This window comes from Streptomyces bluensis (genome assembly GCF_014650715.1).
Taxonomy (GTDB): Bacteria; Actinomycetota; Actinomycetes; order Streptomycetales; family Streptomycetaceae; genus Streptomyces; species Streptomyces bluensis.
Genome location: NZ_BMVM01000029.1, coordinates 1 through 18,029, shown reverse-complemented (window position 1 = coordinate 18,029; position 18,029 = coordinate 1). Strand labels below are relative to the sequence as shown.

The 18,029-nt window shown below is 73.3% G+C and carries 2 protein-coding genes; both read left to right on the top strand.

Annotated elements, in window-relative coordinates; all coding sequences use genetic code 11:
- The first annotated feature begins 77 nt into the window (after positions 1 to 77).
- Positions 78 to 17,675 carry a type I polyketide synthase gene (locus tag IE262_RS39990; RefSeq protein WP_229877919.1) on the top strand — a complete coding sequence of 5,866 codons (17,598 nt, stop codon included), beginning with the start codon at positions 78 to 80 and terminating at the stop codon, positions 17,673 to 17,675.
- A gap of 11 nt (positions 17,676 to 17,686) precedes the next feature.
- Positions 17,687 to 18,029, top strand: a 343-nt coding sequence (locus IE262_RS37120) for a beta-ketoacyl synthase N-terminal-like domain-containing protein (RefSeq protein WP_229877916.1), incomplete at its 3' end; no start/stop codon positions are given.

The following is an 18,029-nucleotide window of genomic DNA, read 5'->3' as shown; positions in this document are numbered from 1 at the left end:
GCTCCAAGTCCCTGACCGCGTACGACTCCCAGCGCCCTGATTCGGCTCTCCGCGCTCTTTCGAAGGACAAGGAACAGATGGCGAACGAGGAAAAGCTCCGCGACTACCTCAAGCGTGCGATCGCCGACGCCCAGGACGCCCACCTTCGTCTGCGTGAGGCCGAGGCGAAGGACCACGAGCCGATCGCCATCGTCGGCATGGGCTGCCGTTTCCCCGGCTCAGTCGCCTCCCCGGAGGAGCTGTGGGGGCTGGTGAGCGGCGGCGGGGACGGCATCACCTCGTTCCCCACCGACCGCGGCTGGGACCTCGACGCCCTGTTCGCGACCGACGCGGAACGGGCGGCCGGCACCTCGGCCACCCGGGAGGGCGGCTTCCTGCACGAGGCCGCCGAGTTCGACGCGGAGGCGTTCGGCATCAGCCCCCGCGAGGCCCTGGCGATGGACCCGCAGCAGCGGCTGCTGCTGGAGACGTCGTGGGAGGCCCTGGAGCGCGCCGGCATCGACCCGCTGTCCCTGCGGGGCACGGCGACCGGCGTCTTCGCCGGGCTCATGTACCACGACTACGCCGCCCGGCTCCAGGAGGTGCCGAAGGACGTCGCCGGGTTCCTCGCCAACGGCAACGCGGGCAGCGTCTTCTCCGGGCGCATCGCCTACGTCTTCGGCTTCGAGGGCCCCGCCGTCACCATCGACACCGCCTGCTCCTCGTCCCTCGTCGCCCTGCACCTCGCCTGTCAGTCCCTGCGCTCCGGCGAGTGCGGAACGGCCCTCGCGGGCGGTGTGACGGTGATGGCCGCCCCGACGACGTTCGTCGAGTTCTCCCGGCAGGGCGGACTGGCCCGCGACGGCCGCTGCAAGGCGTTCGCCGACGACGCCGACGGCACCGGATGGGCGGAGGGCGCCGGCGTCCTCGTCCTGGAGCGCCTCTCCGACGCCCGGCGCCTCGGGCATCCCGTCCTCGCCGTGATCCGGGGCAGCGCCGTCAACCAGGACGGCGCGTCCAACGGCCTCAGCGCCCCCAACGGGCCCGCACAGCAGCGCGTCATCCGCCGCGCACTGGAGTCCGCCCGGCTCACCACCGCCGACGTGGACGCCGTCGAGGCGCACGGCACCGGCACCCGGCTCGGCGACCCCATCGAGGCGCAGGCCCTGCTCGCCACCTACGGCAAGGGACGGGACGAGAAGAACCCCGTCTGGCTCGGCTCCGTGAAGTCCAACATCGGGCACACCCAGGCGGCGGCCGGCGTCGCCGGGGTCATGAAGATGGTCATGGCGCTGCGCGCCCGCCACCTGCCGCCCACCCTGCACGCGGACCGGCCCAGCTCGCACGTCGACTGGTCGGCCGGCGCCGTACGCCTCCTCACCGAGTCCCGCCCCTGGCCCGACGCCGAACGCCCCCGCAGGGCCGCCGTGTCCTCCTTCGGCATCAGCGGCACCAACGCCCACGTGGTCCTCGAAGAAGCACCCGAACCCGAACCGGAATCGGAACCGGCACCGGCAGCGGCACCTGGTGCGGCATCCGCACCCAATGCCGAATCCGAGCCCGAAGCCGAATCCGCGCACGCACCCGCACCCGCACCCGCGCTCGACCCCGAACTCTCGGCCGCCTCCACCGTTGCCCCGCCCCACACCCTGCCCCGCATCCCCTGGGTGCTGACCGCGCGCAGCGCGCCCGCCCTGGAGGCCCAAGCCGAACGCCTCGCCGCCCACGTCACCGGATCCGACGCCTCCGCCCTCGACATCGGCCACAGCCTGGCCACCGGCCGAGCCGTCCTCGACCACCGTGCCGTCGTCCTCGGCCCCGACCGCGACACCTTGCGCGCCGCCCTCGACGACGTCACCGGCATCGCCGGCACCGCGACCACCGTCAAGGGCACGGTCACCGAGGGCCGTACCGCCTGGCTGTTCACCGGCCAGGGCAGCCAGCGCCCCGGCATGGGCCGCGACCTGTACGCCGCGCATCCCACCTACGCCCGCGCCTTCGACGAGATCTGCACCCTGCTGGACGCCGAACTCGCCGGAGCGCCCGGCTTCGACGTGCCCGTGCGCGAGGTGTGCTTCGCCGAACCCGGCACACCCCGGGCCGCGCTCCTGGACCGCACCGGCTACGCCCAGACGGCCATCTTCGCCGTCGAGGCGGCCCTCGTCGCCCTGCTGCGCGGCTGGGGCTCCGAACCCGATGTCGTCATCGGCCACTCGATCGGCGAGATCGTCGCCGCCCATGCCGGCGGTGCCCTCGAACTCCCCGACGCCGTACGGCTGGTGGCGGCCCGCGCCCGGCTCATGCAGGCCCTCCCGGACGGCGGCGCGATGGCCGCCATCGAGGCCGACGAGACCGAGGCCACCGCACTCCTCACGCAGGGCGCCGTCGTCGCGGCCGTCAACGGTCCGCGCGCCGTCGTCGTCTCCGGCACCGAACAGGCCGTCGAGCAGGTCATGGAAGCGGCCCGCGCACGCGAGCTGCGCGTCACCCGCCTGCGGGTCAGCCACGCCTTCCACTCCCCGCTCATGGCTGCCATGACGGACGAGTTCGCCGAGACCATCGCGGGCATCGGACATCGCCGCCCCGTCGTCCCCGCCGTCAGCACCCTCACCGGACGGCCGGCCGAAGACGACGACTGGGCGAGCCCCGCCTACTGGGTACGACAGGTCCGCGAGGCCGTACGCTTCCACGCCGCCGTCCGCACCGCCACCACCGAACTCGGCGTCACCCGCTTCCTGGAGATCGGCGCCGACCCCGTCCTCACCGGCCTCGTCCAGACCGCCGACCCCGACACCACCGCCGTGGCCACCCTGCGCGAGGGCCGCGACGAGTGCGGCTCGGTGCTGACCGCGCTCGCCGAGATGTTCGTACGGGGCTCCGCCGCCGACTGGGCCGCGGTGTTCACCGGCACCGGCGCCCGCCGCACCGACCTGCCCACCTACGCCTTCCAGCGCGACCGCTACTGGCTCGACGCCACCCGGCCCGCCACCGACGCCCGCGGCCTCGGCCTCGGTGTCGCCGGACACCCGCTGCTCGGCGCCGCCGTGGCCGTGGCCGGCTCGGACAACGTCCTGCTCACCGCCCGCCTGTCCGTCGCCACCACGCCCTGGCTGGCCGATCACCTGGTCGGCGGACTCGCCGTCGTCCCCGGCACCGCCCTCGTCGAACTCGCCGTCCAGGCGGGCCTGCGCGTCGACTGCGACCACCTCGACGAACTCACCCTCCAGGCCCCGCTGATCCTCCCCGAGCAGGGCGCCGCCCAGGTCCAGATCGTCATCGACGCCGCCACCGACGACGGCCGCCGCACCGTGCGCGTCTACTCCCGCGCCGAGGACGCCGAGGTCGAACAGGCCTGGACGCTGCACGCCACCGGCACGGTCAGCGACAGGGCCCACGCCACGACCGACGACGGCTCCTGGAATCTGCACGCCTGGCCGCCCGCCGACGCCGAACCCGTCGACCTGGCCGGTCTCTACGACCGCCTCACCCACGTCGGGCTCCAGTACGGCCCCGCCTTCCGCGGCATCACCCGCGTCTGGCGAGCCGACGACGACTGGTACGTGGAGGCCACCCTCCCCGAACCCGTCGCCGACGCCGCCGCCTCCTTCGGCCTCCACCCCGCCCTCCTCGACACCGTCCTCCACGCCCTCGCCCTGCACGGCGGCGACGACGACCGCACCGCACTCCTCCCCTTCCTGTGGTCCGGCGTCACGCTCACGGCCGTCGGCGCCACCTCGGTCCGGGCCCGGCTGCGCATGCGCGGCGAGGGCGAGATCGACCTGCGGATCGCCGACGCGACCGGCGAACCGGTCGCCACGGTCGACTCCCTCCTGCTGCGCCCCGTCTCCACCACGGACCTCGCCGCGCAGCGAACGGCTCAGGGCCCCGAGCACCTGTACCGCGTGGAGTGGACCGCGAGCGCCGCGACGACCCCCGCACGCCGGACGGCTGACATCGTCGTCATAGGTGACGTCGCGCTCGACGTCACACGCGACACCGTCCCGGTTCATCCCGACCTGGACGCCCTGCTCACCGCCCTCGACGCCGGTGCCGCCACCCCGCGCCGGGTCCTGCTGCCCCTCGCCGACGCCCCTCTCACGGACGTCCTGGCCGAGACCCTCGCAGTGGTGCAACACTGGCTGGCCGAGCCGAAGTTCGCCGACTCCCGCCTGGTGATCGTGACCTCGGGCGGCGTCGCCGTAACACCGGAGGAGACCCCCGCCCCGTCCGCCGCCGGCGTCTGGGGCCTCCTCCGCTCCGCCATGAACGAGCACCCGGGCCGCTTCGCCCTCCTCGACATCGACGCCGACGCCGACGGGCTTCCCTCCGCCGCCCTGCACACCGACGACGACGCGGACCAAGTCGCCCTCCGGGACGGCCAGGTGTGGGTGCCGCGCCTGGTGCGGATGGCGTCGGGCGGGGTGCTGGTGCCGCCGACGGGTGTGGGTGCGGGTGCGGGTGCCGGTTGGCGGATGGATGTGGTGGCTCAGGGGCGGCTGGATGGTGTGGCGCTGGTTCCTGAGGAGCCGCGTGCGCTGGGGCCCGGTGAGGTGCGGGTCGCGGTGCGGGCGGCGGGGGTGAACTTCCGTGACGTGCTGAACGTCCTGGGCATGTATCCCGGGGATGCGGGGCGGCTCGGGCATGAGGGCGCCGGTGTCGTGGTCGAAGTGGGCCCTGAGGTGACCGGCCTGGCGCTCGGTGATCGGGTGATGGGCCTGCTCGACGGGGCCTTCGGCCCGCTGGCCACCACCGACGCCCGGTTGCTGACACGGATACCGGAGGGGTGGTCGTTCGAGCAGGCGGCGTCGGTGCCGATCGTGTTCCTGACCGCCTACTACGCCTTGGTGGATCTGGCGGGCCTGGAGGCGGGGGAGTCGGTGCTGATCCACTCCGCCGCCGGTGGTGTGGGGATGGCTGCTGTGCAGTTGGCTCAGCACTTGGGTGGCGAGGTGTACGGGACGGCGAGTGAGCCGAAGTGGCCGGTCGTGCGGGGGCTGGGGGTGCCGGAGGAGCGGATCGCCTCGTCCCGGACGACGGAGTTCGAGGAGCGGTTCCAGCCGGGTGTGGACGTGGTGCTGGACTCGCTGGCCGGTGAGTTCGTGGACGCCTCGCTGCGGCTGGTGCGGCCCGGTGGCCGGTTCGTGGAGATGGGCAAGACCGACATCCGCGACGCGGAGCAGGTCCGGGCCGAGCACGGGGTGTCGTACCACTCCTTCGACCTGATGGACGCCGGTCCGGATCGGATCGCTGAGATGTGGGCGGCGCTGCTGGAGCTGTTCGAGCGGAGTGCGCTGCGGCCGAACCCGGTGACGTCGTACGACCTCTCCAGGGCCCCGGAGGCGTTGCGTCTGCTGGGGCAGGCCAAGCATGTGGGGAAGGTGGTGCTGCGGGTGCCGTCGCCGTGGGGTGGCGGGGGCACGGTGCTGATCACGGGTGGGACGGGTGGTCTGGGTGCGGAGGTCGCCCGGCATCTGGTCACCGAGCACGGCGTGCGGGATCTGCTGCTCGTTTCCCGGCGCGGGGCCGGGGCTCCGGGTGCTGCCGAACTCGTCGCGGATCTTGAGGGGTTGGGTGCTCGGGTTGTTGTGCGGGCGTGTGATGTCTCCGACCGTGTGGCACTGGCTGCGGTGTTGGACGGTGTTGATCTGTTGGGTGTGGTGCATGCGGCGGGGGTGCTGGATGACGGTCTGGTCGTTGATCTGTCGGTTGAGCGTGTCGGCCGGGTGGTGGCGGCGAAGGCGGAATCGGCGCTGCTTCTGCATGAGTTGACGGCCGACCGTGATCTGTCCGCTTTCGTTCTGTTCTCGTCGTTCGCGGGTGTGGTGGGCAATGCGGGTCAGGCCGCGTATTCCGCCGCGAACGCCGTCCTTGACGCTCTCGCGGTCAGGCGCCGTGCTCAGGGGCTGCCGGGTGTGTCGCTGGCGTGGGGCATGTGGGCGAACGCCGAGGGTATGGGTGGCACGCTGGGCGAGGCGGAGTTGGAGCGGATGGCCCGGCAGGGCTTCCCGGCGTTGGAGACGGGTGAGGGGCTCGCTCTGCTGGATGCGGCTCTGCTGGTGAACGAGCCGATCGCCGTCCCCGTCGCCCTGCGCACGTCCGCCCTGGCAGCCGTACGCGACAGCCTCCCCGGCATCCTGCGAGGTGTCGTGCCCGCCTCCGACCGCCGACGCCGTGCCGCCGGTCAGGTCGGTGCGGCGGCCGCCACCGGCTTGGCCCGCAAGCTGGCCGAGCTCCAGCCGGCCGAGCAGGAGCGTCAGTTGGTGGACCTGGTGCAGGCGCAGGTCGCCGCGGTGCTCGGCCACGCCTCCGCGGGGTCGATCGATCCCTCCCGCGCTTTCAAGGACCTCGGATTCGACTCGCTCACCGCCGTCGACCTGCGCAACCGCCTCGGCTCCGCGACCGGCATCACGCTCCCCGCCACCCTCGTCTTCGACCACCCGACGCCCTCCGCCCTCGCCGGCTTCCTCAGGACCCAACTGCTGGGCGAGGCGGACACCACGGCCGGCACCACCGTTGCCGTCGGCCGCACGCGCACGGCTTTCGATGAGCCGGTTGCGATTGTGGGGATGGGGTGTCGTTTCCCGGGGGGTGCGGATTCCGCCGAGGGGTTGTGGGATCTGGTCGCGGAGGGCCGGGACGGGTTGTCGGTGCTGCCGACGGATCGTGGTTGGGACCCTGCCCTGTTGGAGGGGCTGGCGGCGGTCGGTGGGTTTGTCGAGGGTGCGGCGCTGTTCGACGCCGAGTTGTTCGGGATTTCGCCGCGTGAGGCCCTCGCCATGGACCCGCAGCAGCGGTTGCTGTTGGAGACGGCGTGGGAGGCGCTGGAGGACGCGGGCATCGATCCGTCGTCCCTGCGCGGAACCCCGACGGGCGTCTACGCAGGCGTCTCCGGCAGCGGCTACGGCGGGAACATGCAGAGCCCGCAGGGCGAGACCGGTGGCTATCTGCTGACCGGCAGTACGCCGAGTGTGGCGTCGGGGCGTCTGTCGTATGTGTTCGGGCTGGAGGGTCCGGCGGTGTCGGTCGACACTGCCTGCTCGTCGGCCCTGGTCGCCCTGCACCTCGCCTGCCAGGCACTGCGGTCGGGTGAGTGCGACCTCGCGTTGGCCGGTGGCGCCACCGTCATGGCGACGCCGGGAATCTTCCTGGAGTTCGCGCGGCAGGGCGGGCTGGCGGATGACGGGCGGTGCAAGTCGTTCGCCGACGGTGCAGACGGGACGGGCTGGGCCGAGGGCGGGGGCATTCTCGTTCTGGAGCGGTTGTCCGACGCCCGCCGCAACAACCACCCGGTGCTTGCGGTGGTGCGTGGCAGTGCGGTCAATCAGGACGGTGCGTCCAACGGGCTGACCGCGCCGAACGGTCCGTCGCAGCAGCGGGTGATCCGGCAGGCGCTGGCCGCCGCTCAGCTCGATGCTGCCGAGGTGGACGCCGTGGAGGCGCACGGCACCGGCACCAGGCTCGGCGACCCCATCGAGGCGCAAGCTCTCCTGGCGACATACGGCCAGGCGCATGCCGATGACGAGCCTTTGTGGCTCGGCTCGATCAAGTCGAACATCGGACACGCCCAGGCGGCAGCCGGTGTCGCGAGCGTCGTCAAGATGGTCATGGCGCTGCGGGAGGAGACACTGCCCCGGACCCTGCACGTCGATGAGCCGTCCTCGCACGTGGACTGGTCGGCGGGTGCGGTGGAACTGCTGACGGAGGAGCGTGCGTGGCCGCGAGGTGAGCGTCCGCGTCGGGCGGGTGTCTCGTCCTTCGGTATCAGCGGGACCAACGCCCACGTGATCCTCGAAGAAGCCCCGACCGTGCCGTCCCTTCGCCGGCCGGATTCTGAGACCCATGTGCCGGTCATTCCCTGGGTGTTGTCGGGGCGCAGTGGGCAGGCCATGGACGCGCAGGTGGACAGGCTGGCCGCCTTTCTGGCCGCGCGGCCCGAACTGTCCCCCCTCGACGTGGGGTTGTCCCTTGCCATGTCCCGTGCGGCGCTTGAGCACCGGGCGGTTGTTCTCGGGAATGACGCTGACGCGCTGCGGTCGGGGCTCGCCGGGCCCGGCGTGACGGGTGTCGTCACCGAGGGCCGTACGGCGTGGATGTTCACCGGTCAGGGCAGCCAACGCCTCGGCATGGGGCGTGAACTGCACGCCGCCTACCCCCGGTTCGCCCGTGCCTTCGACGAGGTCGCCGGCCTGCTGGAGGCCGAGCTGTCCGGCGCGGACGGCTTCCCACTCCCGTTGCGCGATGTCCTCTTCGCCGACGACGGCTCCGAAGCCGCCGCCCTCCTCGACCGCACCGGCTACGCACAAGCAGCCCTGTTCGCCGTCGAGACCGCGCTCGCGGCACTGCTGGACTCCTGGGGGCTGCGCCCCGACCTGGTGCTGGGTCACTCCATCGGCGAGTACGCCGCCGCCTGCACGGCCGGTGTCTTCGAACTCCCGGACGCGGTACGGCTGGTGGCCGCGCGTGCCCGTCTCATGCAGGCCCTGCCCGAGGGCGGCGCCATGGCCGCCGTCGAGGCCGACGAGGCGGAGATCACCGACCTGCTCACCACCGCTGAGGACGTGACGATCGCGGCCGTCAACGGACCGACCGCCGTGGTCGTCTCCGGGACCGAGGAAGGCGTCGAGCGGGTCATGGCGAGCGTCCGTGAACGCGGTCGCCGGGTCACCCGCCTGCGCGTCTCCCACGCCTTCCACTCGCCGCTCATGGAGCCGATGCTCGACGAGTTCACCGCGGTCGCCGAGCAGATCACCTATCACCGGCCGACGCTGCCCGCAGTCAGCACCCTGACCGGTGCGAGGCTCGGCGACGGTGACTGGACCACCCCCCACTACTGGACTCGCCAGGTGCGCGAGGCCGTCCGCTTCCATGACGCGGCCCGCACGGCCACCCATGACCTCGGCGTCGTACGGTTCCTCGAAGTCGGCCCCGACCCCGTGCTGTCCGCCATGGTGGAACCGGCGTTCGCGCTCTCCGCGCTGCGCCGGAACCTGCCCGAGGCGGAGACCGCGCTCCGTGCCGTCGCCGAACTGTACGTCCGGGGCACCGCCGTCCACTGGCCGGCCGTGTTCGAGGGCAGCGGTGCCGTACGGACGGCGCTGCCGACGTACGCGTTCCAGCGCGAGCGGTACTGGCTGCGCGACGCGGGCTCGGCCGGGGACGCGCGTGGCCTCGGGCTCAAGGCCGCGGACCACCCGTTGCTCGGCGCGGCCGTCCCCGTCGCCGGATCGGACGCGGTGCTGCTGACCGCGAGGCTGTCGACGGCCGCCGCACCCTGGCTCGCGGACCACGTCGTGGGCGAGGCCGTCGTCGTACCGGGCACGGCGCTGGTCGAACTCGCCCTGGCGGCGGCCGACCGCGTCAGCTGCGACCGTGTCGACGAACTCACCCTGCAGGCCCCGCTGATCCTCCCCCAGCAGGGCGCCGTCCAGATCCAGATCTCCCTCGACACCCCCGACGACACGGGGGCCCGCCCGCTGCGTCTGTACGCCCGCCCGGACCACACCGAGGACGACTCCGTCTGGACCCTGCACGCCGAGGGAACGGTGAGCGGCGGTGGCGATGCCAAGGCACCCGCCCCGTCCACGGAGCTGCGGACGTGGCCTCCCACGGACGCCCAGCAGATCGACACGACCGGGCTGTACGAAAGGCTGGCCGAGACCGGCCTGCGCTACGGCAGCGCCTTCCGTGGCCTGCGGCAGGTCTGGGCCCGGGGCGAGGAACTGTATGTCGAGGCCGCGCTGCCCGAAGGAGTGGCCACCGAGGCGCACGCCTTCGGACTGCACCCGGCACTGCTGGACTCGGTGCTGCACGCCCTCGCCCTGCGCGCGGACGAACAGCACGGTGCCCTGCTGCCGTTCGCCTGGACGGGCGTCTCCTGCCACGCGGTCGGCGCGAACCTCGTCCGCGTCCGGATCGTCCCGCGCGGCTCCGGCACCTACGCCCTGTACGTCGCCGACGCCACCGGAGCGCCCGTCGCCGCCGTCGAGTCGCTGCTGCTGCGCCCGGCTTCGCCCGCCCAGTTCACGGTCGGCGCCGCCACCACGAGCGCGGAGCATCTCTACCGCGTGGAGTGGACCCCGGCCCCCGTCGAGCCCACGGCCGACTCCGCCGACACCGCTGCCCTCGCCGCCCCGGTGACGGTCCTGCGCGTGCCGGACGACGCCGAGCCCTGGCACCGGGCGGGACTCACCCTCGTTCCCTACGACGGCGACGGCGACGTGCCCGCCCCACGGCGGAACGGAACCGTCCTGCTCCCGGTTCGCCGTGGGGCAGGTACCCAGGTGGTGACCGAGGTCCTGGCGGCCGTCCGGGAATGGCTCACCGAGGAGCGCCACGCCGACGCGCGCCTTGTGGTCGTGACCAACGGAGCCGTCGCCGTACGGGACGGCGAGACCCCCGATGCCGGCGGCGCGGGCGTCTGGGGACTGGTGCGCTCCGCCTTGAACGAGCACCCGGGCCGTTTCGCCCTCATCGATGTCGATGACGACCCGGCGTCCTACCGCTTGGCCGCCGCCCCCGTCGACGGCCAACAGGTCGCGATCCGCGCAGGCCGGATCTGGGCGCCGCGGATGGTGCGGATGGCGTCGGGCGGGGTGCTGGTACCGCCGGTGGGTGTGGGCACCGGGTGGCGGATGGACGTGGTGGCCCAGGGCCGGCTGGACGGGGTCGGGCTGGTCCCGGAGGTTCCGCGCGCCCTCGGCCCCGGCGAGATACGGGTCGGTGTGCGGGCCGCCGGCGTCAACTTCCGTGACGTACTGAACGTCCTCGGCATGTACCCGGGCGACGCCGGCCGGCTCGGGCACGAAGGTGCCGGTGTGGTCGTGGAGGTCGGCCCGGAGGTGACCGGACTCGCCGTCGGCGACCGGGTGATGGGCCTGCTGGACGGAGCGTTCGCTCCGACGGCCGTGACCGACTCCCGACTGCTGACGCGGATACCGGACGGGTGGACGTTCGAGCAGGCGGCGTCCGTGCCGATCGTGTTCCTCACCGCGTACTACGCCCTGGTGGACCTGGCCGGACTTGAGGCGGGGGAGTCGGTGCTGATCCACTCCGCCGCCGGCGGAGTGGGCACGGCGGCCGTACAACTCGCCCGCCACCTGGGGGCCGAGGTGTACGCGACGGCGAGCGAGCCGAAGTGGCCGGTCGTGCGTGACCTCGGCGTCCCCGGCGAGCGGATCGCCTCCTCCCGGACGACCGAGTTCGAGGAGCGGTTCCAGCCGGGCGTGGACGTGGTGCTGGACTCCCTCGCCGGTGAGTTCGTGGACGCCTCGCTGCGGCTGGTGCGGCCCGGTGGCCGCTTCGTGGAGATGGGCAAGACCGACATCCGTGACGCCGAAGAGGTGCGGGCCGAGCACGGCATCGACTACACCGCCTTCGACCTCATCGACGCGGGCCCCGACCGGATCGCCGAGATGTTCGCGGCCCTGCTGAACCTGTTCGAGGACGGCACTCTGCGGCCCGCCCCGGTCACCGCCTACGGGGTCGCTCGCGCCCCGGAGGCGTTGCGCCTGCTGGGGCAGGCCAGGCACGTCGGCAAGGTCGTCCTCTCGGTGCCGTCGCCGTGGAGCTCCGAAGGCACGGTGCTGATCACGGGCGGGACGGGTGGTCTGGGCGCGGAGGTCGCCCGGCACCTGGTCACCGAGCACGGAGTGCGGGATCTGCTGCTCGTCTCCCGGCGCGGGCCGGAGGCTCCGGGTGCCTCTGAACTCGCGGCGGAACTTGAAGAGTTGGGTGCTCGGGTCGTTGTGCGGGCGTGCGATGTCTCCGACCGTACGGAGCTCGCTGCTGTGCTCGACGGTGTCGAACTGTCCGGTGTGGTGCACGCGGCGGGCGTTCTCGATGACGGTCTGATCGCTGACTTCACTGAGGAGCGGCTGGTCCGAGTGCTGAGGGCGAAGGCGGAATCGGCGCTGCATCTGCATGAGTTGACGGCCGACCGTGACCTGTCCGCCTTCGTTCTCTTCTCCTCGTTCGCGGGTGTCGTGGGCAACGCCGGTCAGGCGGCCTACTCCGCCGCGAACAACATCCTCGACGCTCTCGCGGCCACCCGCCGTGCCCAGGGGCTCCCCGCTGTGTCGCTGGCCTGGGGCATGTGGGCGCACGCGGACGGCATGGGCGGCACCCTTGGTGGACCGGAGCTGGAGCGGCTCGCGCGGCAGGGCTTCCCGGCCCTGGAGACGGGCGAGGGGCTGGCCCTCCTCGACGCGGCGCTCGTCGTCGACGAGCCGAACGCCGTCCCCGTCGCCCTGCGTACGTCCGCCCTGGCAGCCGTACGCGACAGCCTGCCCGGCATCCTGCGAGGCGTCGTACCGGCTGTCGACCGTCGACGCCGTGCCGCCGGGCCCGCCGCGACCGGCGGTGCCCTGGCCGGACGGCTGCGGGAGCTGTCCGTGGAGGAACAGGAGCGCGAGCTGCTGGACCTGGTGCAGGCGCAGGTGGCGGCGGTGCTCGGTCACGCGTTGGCGGGGTCGGTCGACGCGTCCCGCGCCTTCAAGGACCTCGGATTCGATTCGCTGACCGCCGTCGACCTGCGCAATCGGCTCGGCTCCGCCACCGGCATCACGCTGCCGGTGACCGTCATCTTCGACCACCCGACCCCGGCCGCGCTGGCCGCGTCCCTGCGGGAGCAACTCGTCGGCGCGCCGGTCGACACACCCACCGAAGAGACGGAGGGGACGGCCGGCCGCCGTAGCGCCGTACCCGCCGACGAGCCCATCGCCGTCATCGGCATGGGCTGCCGCTACCCCGGCGGCGTCGACTCGCCCGAAGCGCTCTGGTCGCTGGTGGCTGAAGGCGGCGACGGCATCACACCGTTCCCCCTCGACCGCGGCTGGAACATGAAGACGCTGGAGGGGGTGGCGGCGGTCGGCGGATTCATCGACGGTGCCACGGAGTTCGACGCCGAGCTGTTCGGGATCTCGCCGCGTGAGGCCCTCGCCATGGACCCGCAGCAGCGGTTGCTGCTGGAGACGGCCTGGGAGGCTCTGGAACGCGCGGGCATCGACCCGCTGTCCCTCCAGGGCTCGGCGACGGGCGTGTACGCGGGTGTGTCCGCGAACGGGTACGCCAGCGGTCAGGAGCACGACGACGCCGACCCGGAGACGGACGGCTATCTGCTGACGGGCAGCACACCGAGCGTGGCGTCGGGGCGTCTGTCGTACGTGTTCGGGCTGGAGGGGCCGGCCGTGTCCGTGGACACCGCCTGCTCCTCGGCGCTGGTCGCCCTGCATCTGGCCGCCCAGGCGCTGCGGGCCGGCGAGTGCGACATGGCCCTGGCCGGCGGCGCCACCGTGATGGCGACGCCGGGCATGTTCCTGGAGTTCGCGCGGCAGGGCGGGCTGGCCGGGGACGGCCGCTGCAAGTCCTTCGCCGACAGCGCCGACGGAACCGGCTGGAGCGAGGGCGGGGGCATGCTCGTCCTGGAGCGGCTGTCCGACGCCCGCCGCAACAACCACCCGGTGCTGGCGGTGGTGCGGGGCAGTGCCGTCAACCAGGACGGTGCGTCCAACGGTCTGACCGCGCCGAACGGCCCGTCCCAGCAACGCGTCATCCGCCAGGCGCTGAAGGCGGCCCGCGTCTCGCCCGCCGAGGTCGACGTGGTCGAGGCGCACGGCACCGGCACCCGGCTCGGCGACCCGATCGAGGCGCACGCCCTGCTCGCGACCTACGGCCAGGCGCGCGCCGACGACGAGCCGCTGTGGCTCGGTTCGATCAAGTCGAACATCGGGCACGCCCAGGCGGGTGCCGCCGCGGCGAGCGTCATCAAGATGGTCATGGCGCTCCAGCGGCGCCACCTGCCCCGGACCCTGCACGCCGACCGGCCCTCCGAGCACATCGACTGGGAGTCCGGCGCGGTACGGCTGCTCACCGAGCCCCGGGACTGGCAGGCCGCCGGACATCCGCGCCGGGCCGGTGTGTCCTCGTTCGGCATCAGCGGTACGAACGCCCACGTCATCCTGGAGGAAGCCCCGGACGGCGCGAGTGCGAGCGGGCGGGAGCCGGGCGCCACGCCGGGCGTGGGCACCACGGACTCCGGTTCGCCGCTCGTGCCCTGGGTGGTGTCCGGCCGTACCGGCCGGGCGACCCGGGCCCAGGCGGCCCGGCTGACGAGCTTCCTCGCCTCCTCGGACGAACCGGCGTCCCCCGGGGACGTGGCGCACGCGCTGGCGACGACCCGCGCCGTGCTCGACCACCGTGCCGTCGTCCTCGGCACCGACCTCGACCAACTGCGCGCCGGGCTGGACGCGTTGGCGGCCGACGGCACCCCCGCGGCCGGCCACGCCACGGTCGTCACCGGCACCGTCGGCGAGGGCCGCACCGCGTGGATGTTCACCGGGCAGGGCAGCGGGCGGCCCGGAATGGGACGGGAACTCCACGCCACCTACCCGGTGTTCGCACAGACGCTGGACGCCGTGTGCGAGCTGCTCGAAGCCGAACTCGGAGGACCCGAGGCCGGATTCACGCATCGGCTGCGGGACATACTGCTCGCCGAACCCGATGGTCAGCAGGACGACGCGAACCCGCTGAACGCCACCGGCTACGCGCAGCCGGCCCTCTTCGCCCTCCAAGTGGCCCTCGTCGAACTCCTCAGGTCCTGGGGCGTCCGTCCCGACCTCGTGCTCGGCCATTCGGTCGGCGAGTTGGCGGCCGCCTACGCCGCAGGAGTCTTCGAACTCCCCGACGCCGTACGGCTGGTGGCGGCCCGGGCACGGCTGATGCAGGCCCTGCCCGAGGGGGGCGCGATGGCCGCCGTGGAGGGTGGCGAGGCCGAGGTGACCGAGCTGTTGAAGGAGCTGACCGGAAGCGGCCAGATCGCCGTCGCCGTCGTCAACGGGCCTTCGTCCGTGGTGGTGTCGGGCGACGAGGAACTGGTCGTCGAGGCGATGGACGTGGCACGCGGACAGGGGCGCAGGGTGTCCCGGCTGCGGGTCAGCCACGCCTTCCACTCACCGCTGATGGACCCGATGCTCGCCGACTTCGCCACCGTCGCCGAGACGATTCGCTACCGCCGTCCGACGACCTCCGCCGTGAGTACCGCCACGGGCGAGCCGGTCACGACGCAGTGGGCGTCCGCCGCCTACTGGGTGGACCAGGTGCGTCGTCCCGTGCGCTTCCACGACGCCCTCACCACCGCCACGGGCGATGCCGGCGCGACCCGGCTCCTGGAACTCGGCCCCGATCCGGTGCTGACCGCGCTCGCCTCCTCCGCCGCCGACGGGCGCGTCACCGCGGCCGCCGCCCTGCGGGCCGGCCGTCCCGAGGCCGAGACGCTGCTCACGGCCGTGGCCGGCCTCTTCGTCCGCGGCATGCGGACCGACTGGCCCGCCGTCGCGGCAGCCGCCGACCCCACCGGCCTCGGGACAGGCGCACGCGTCGAGCTGCCCACGTACGCCTTCCAGCGCCGCCGCTACTGGCTGCGCGACCGCCGACAGCGGCCGGCCGCCGTACGGCAGCACGGCACCGACGCCGGATTCTGGAGCCTCGTCGACGGCGGTGACCCCGCCGCGCTCGCCGACCGGCTCGGCGTCAGCGCGGACGCGCCCCTCGGCTCCCTGCTGCCGGTGCTGTCCGACTGGCGCAGGCGGCAGAGCGAGGCGTCCGAACTCGCCGCCTGGCGCTACACGGTCACCTGGAAGCCGGTCGGCGTACCCGCCGCCACGCTCACCGGGAACTGGCTGGTCGTCTCCCCCGAGCAGGTGACGGCCGACCAGAACGGCTTCGTCGAACAGTGCGCGCACGCCCTGCGGGACGCCGGCGCCCGGGTCACCGTACTGACCATCGGCAGCCACGACAGCCGCACCACGCTCACCGCCCGGATCCGTGAACTCGCCCCGGACGGCGCGCTGTCCCTCCTCGCCTGGGCGGAAGAACAGCAGCCCACCGGCGACGGACAACCGCCCGCCGCGACCGGTCTGACCCTGCTGCTCGCCCAGGCCTGGGCCGACGCGGCCGGTGGGACCGGTGCCCCACTGTGGTGCGCGACCCGGTCCGCGGTGTCCGTCGGCACCGGGGACCCGCTCCGGCACCCCGCCCAGGCACAGCTGTGGGGCCTCGGCCGCAGTCTCGCCCTCGAACACCCCGACATCTGGGGCGGCCTGGCCGACCTTCCGGTCCTTCCCGGGCCCCGGGACCTGACCCGGCTCGCCCAGCTCCTCGCCCACGGCCGCTCCACCACCTGTACCGAGGACCAGCTCGCCGTCCGCGCGGGCGGTGTCTTCGCCGCGCGCTTCGTACGGGACGACGACCCCGGCACCGCCCACCCGAAAGAGCCCCCAGCGGACGGCCTGCGCGGCACCGTACTGATCACCGGAGGCACCGGAGCCCTCGGCCGGCACCTCGCCCGACGGCTCGCCGAGCGGGGCGCCCGGCATCTGCTGCTCGCCTCCCGGCGCGGCGCCGACGCCCCCGGCGCCACCGAACTGTGCGACGAACTCGCCGCGCTCGGCGCCCGCGTCACCCTGGCCGCCTGCGACCTCACCGACCGCGACGAGGTCCGCGCGCTGATCGACGGAATCCCCGAGGACATCCCGCTCACCGGCATCGTGCACGCGGCCGGTGTCCCCGCCAACGGTGTCCTCGCCGACCTGACCCCACGTCACCTCGCCGAAGCCCTCGCCGCCAAGGCCCGCGCGGCCGACCTGCTGCACGAACTGACCGCCGACCGGGACCTCGGACTGTTCGTCCTGTTCGCCTCCGTGGCCGGCGTCCTCGGCAACGCCGGCCAGGCCGCCTACGCCGCCGCCAACGCCCACCTCGACGCGCTCGCCCAGCACCGCCGTGCCGTCGGCCTGCCGGCCACGTCCGTCGCCTGGGGGCCCTGGGCCGGCGACGGCATGGCCGCCGACCGGGCCGCCGAGGAACGCATCCGCCGCTCCGGACTGCGCCCCCTGCCGCCCGAGCGCGCCCTCGCCGCACTGGACCAGGTGCTCGCCGCCGACCGCCCCTGCACCGCCGTGGTGGACGTTTCCTGGGACCGGTTCGCGACCGCGTTCGCCCTCACGCGCCCCAGCGCCTTGCTCGCCGACCTGCCCGACGCGACGACCGCCACCCGCAACGGCACCGGCACCGGCACGACAGCCGACGCACCCGGCGAACTCGTCGCACGGCTGCGCGCCCTGCCGGCCGGCGAACGCGAGCGTGCCCTGGGCGACTTCGTGCAGTCCCGCGTCGCCGCGGTGCTCGGCCACGAGTCACCCGCCGCGATCGACGCCGACCGTGCCTTCAAGGACTTCGGCTTCGACTCCCTCACGGCCGTCGACCTGCGCAACCAGCTGATGGCCGCGACCGGGCTCCGCCTGGCGACCACCCTCGTCTTCGACCACCCCACCCCGGCCGCCCTCGGCCGCCACCTCCACACCGAACTCTTCCCCGACGACACCGCGGACACCTCCCCGCAGGACCTGACGGACCTCGACGAGACCCGCCTGCGCCGCGTCCTCGCCGCGGTCCCGCTCAGCCGAATGCGCGACGCCGGCCTCCTGCCCGGCCTGCGCACCCTGATCGCCGAGGTCGAGGACGCGGAACGGCACGCCGAGGACGAGAGCGCGATCTGGTCCGACGACACCCCGGACCAGGACACCGGCATCGCCGACCTCGCCGTCGACGACCTGGTGAACCTCGCCCTCGGCGACATGCCCGACGCGGCCGACCCCGCGGCCGACGACGGCTTCGGCTCCGGCTCCCACTCACGAGACTGACAGAGGCATCGATGAGCGCACCGTACGAAAAGGTCGTCCAGGCTCTGCGCAAGTCCCTGGAAGAGACCGCGACGTTGAAGAAGCGCAACCGCCAACTCGTCGCGGCCTCCCGCGAACCCGTCGCGATCGTGGGGATGGCCTGCCGTTTCCCCGGTGATGTCTCGTCTCCGGATGAGCTGTGGGAGTTGCTCGCGGCCGGTCGTGACGGTGTGACCCCTTTCCCGGCCGACCGTGGCTGGGACATGGACGACCTCTACGACCCCGTTCCCGGACAGCCGGGCCGTACTTACGCGAACTCCGGTGGGTTTGTGTCGGGTGTGGCGGATTTTGATGCGGAGTTGTTTGGTATTTCGC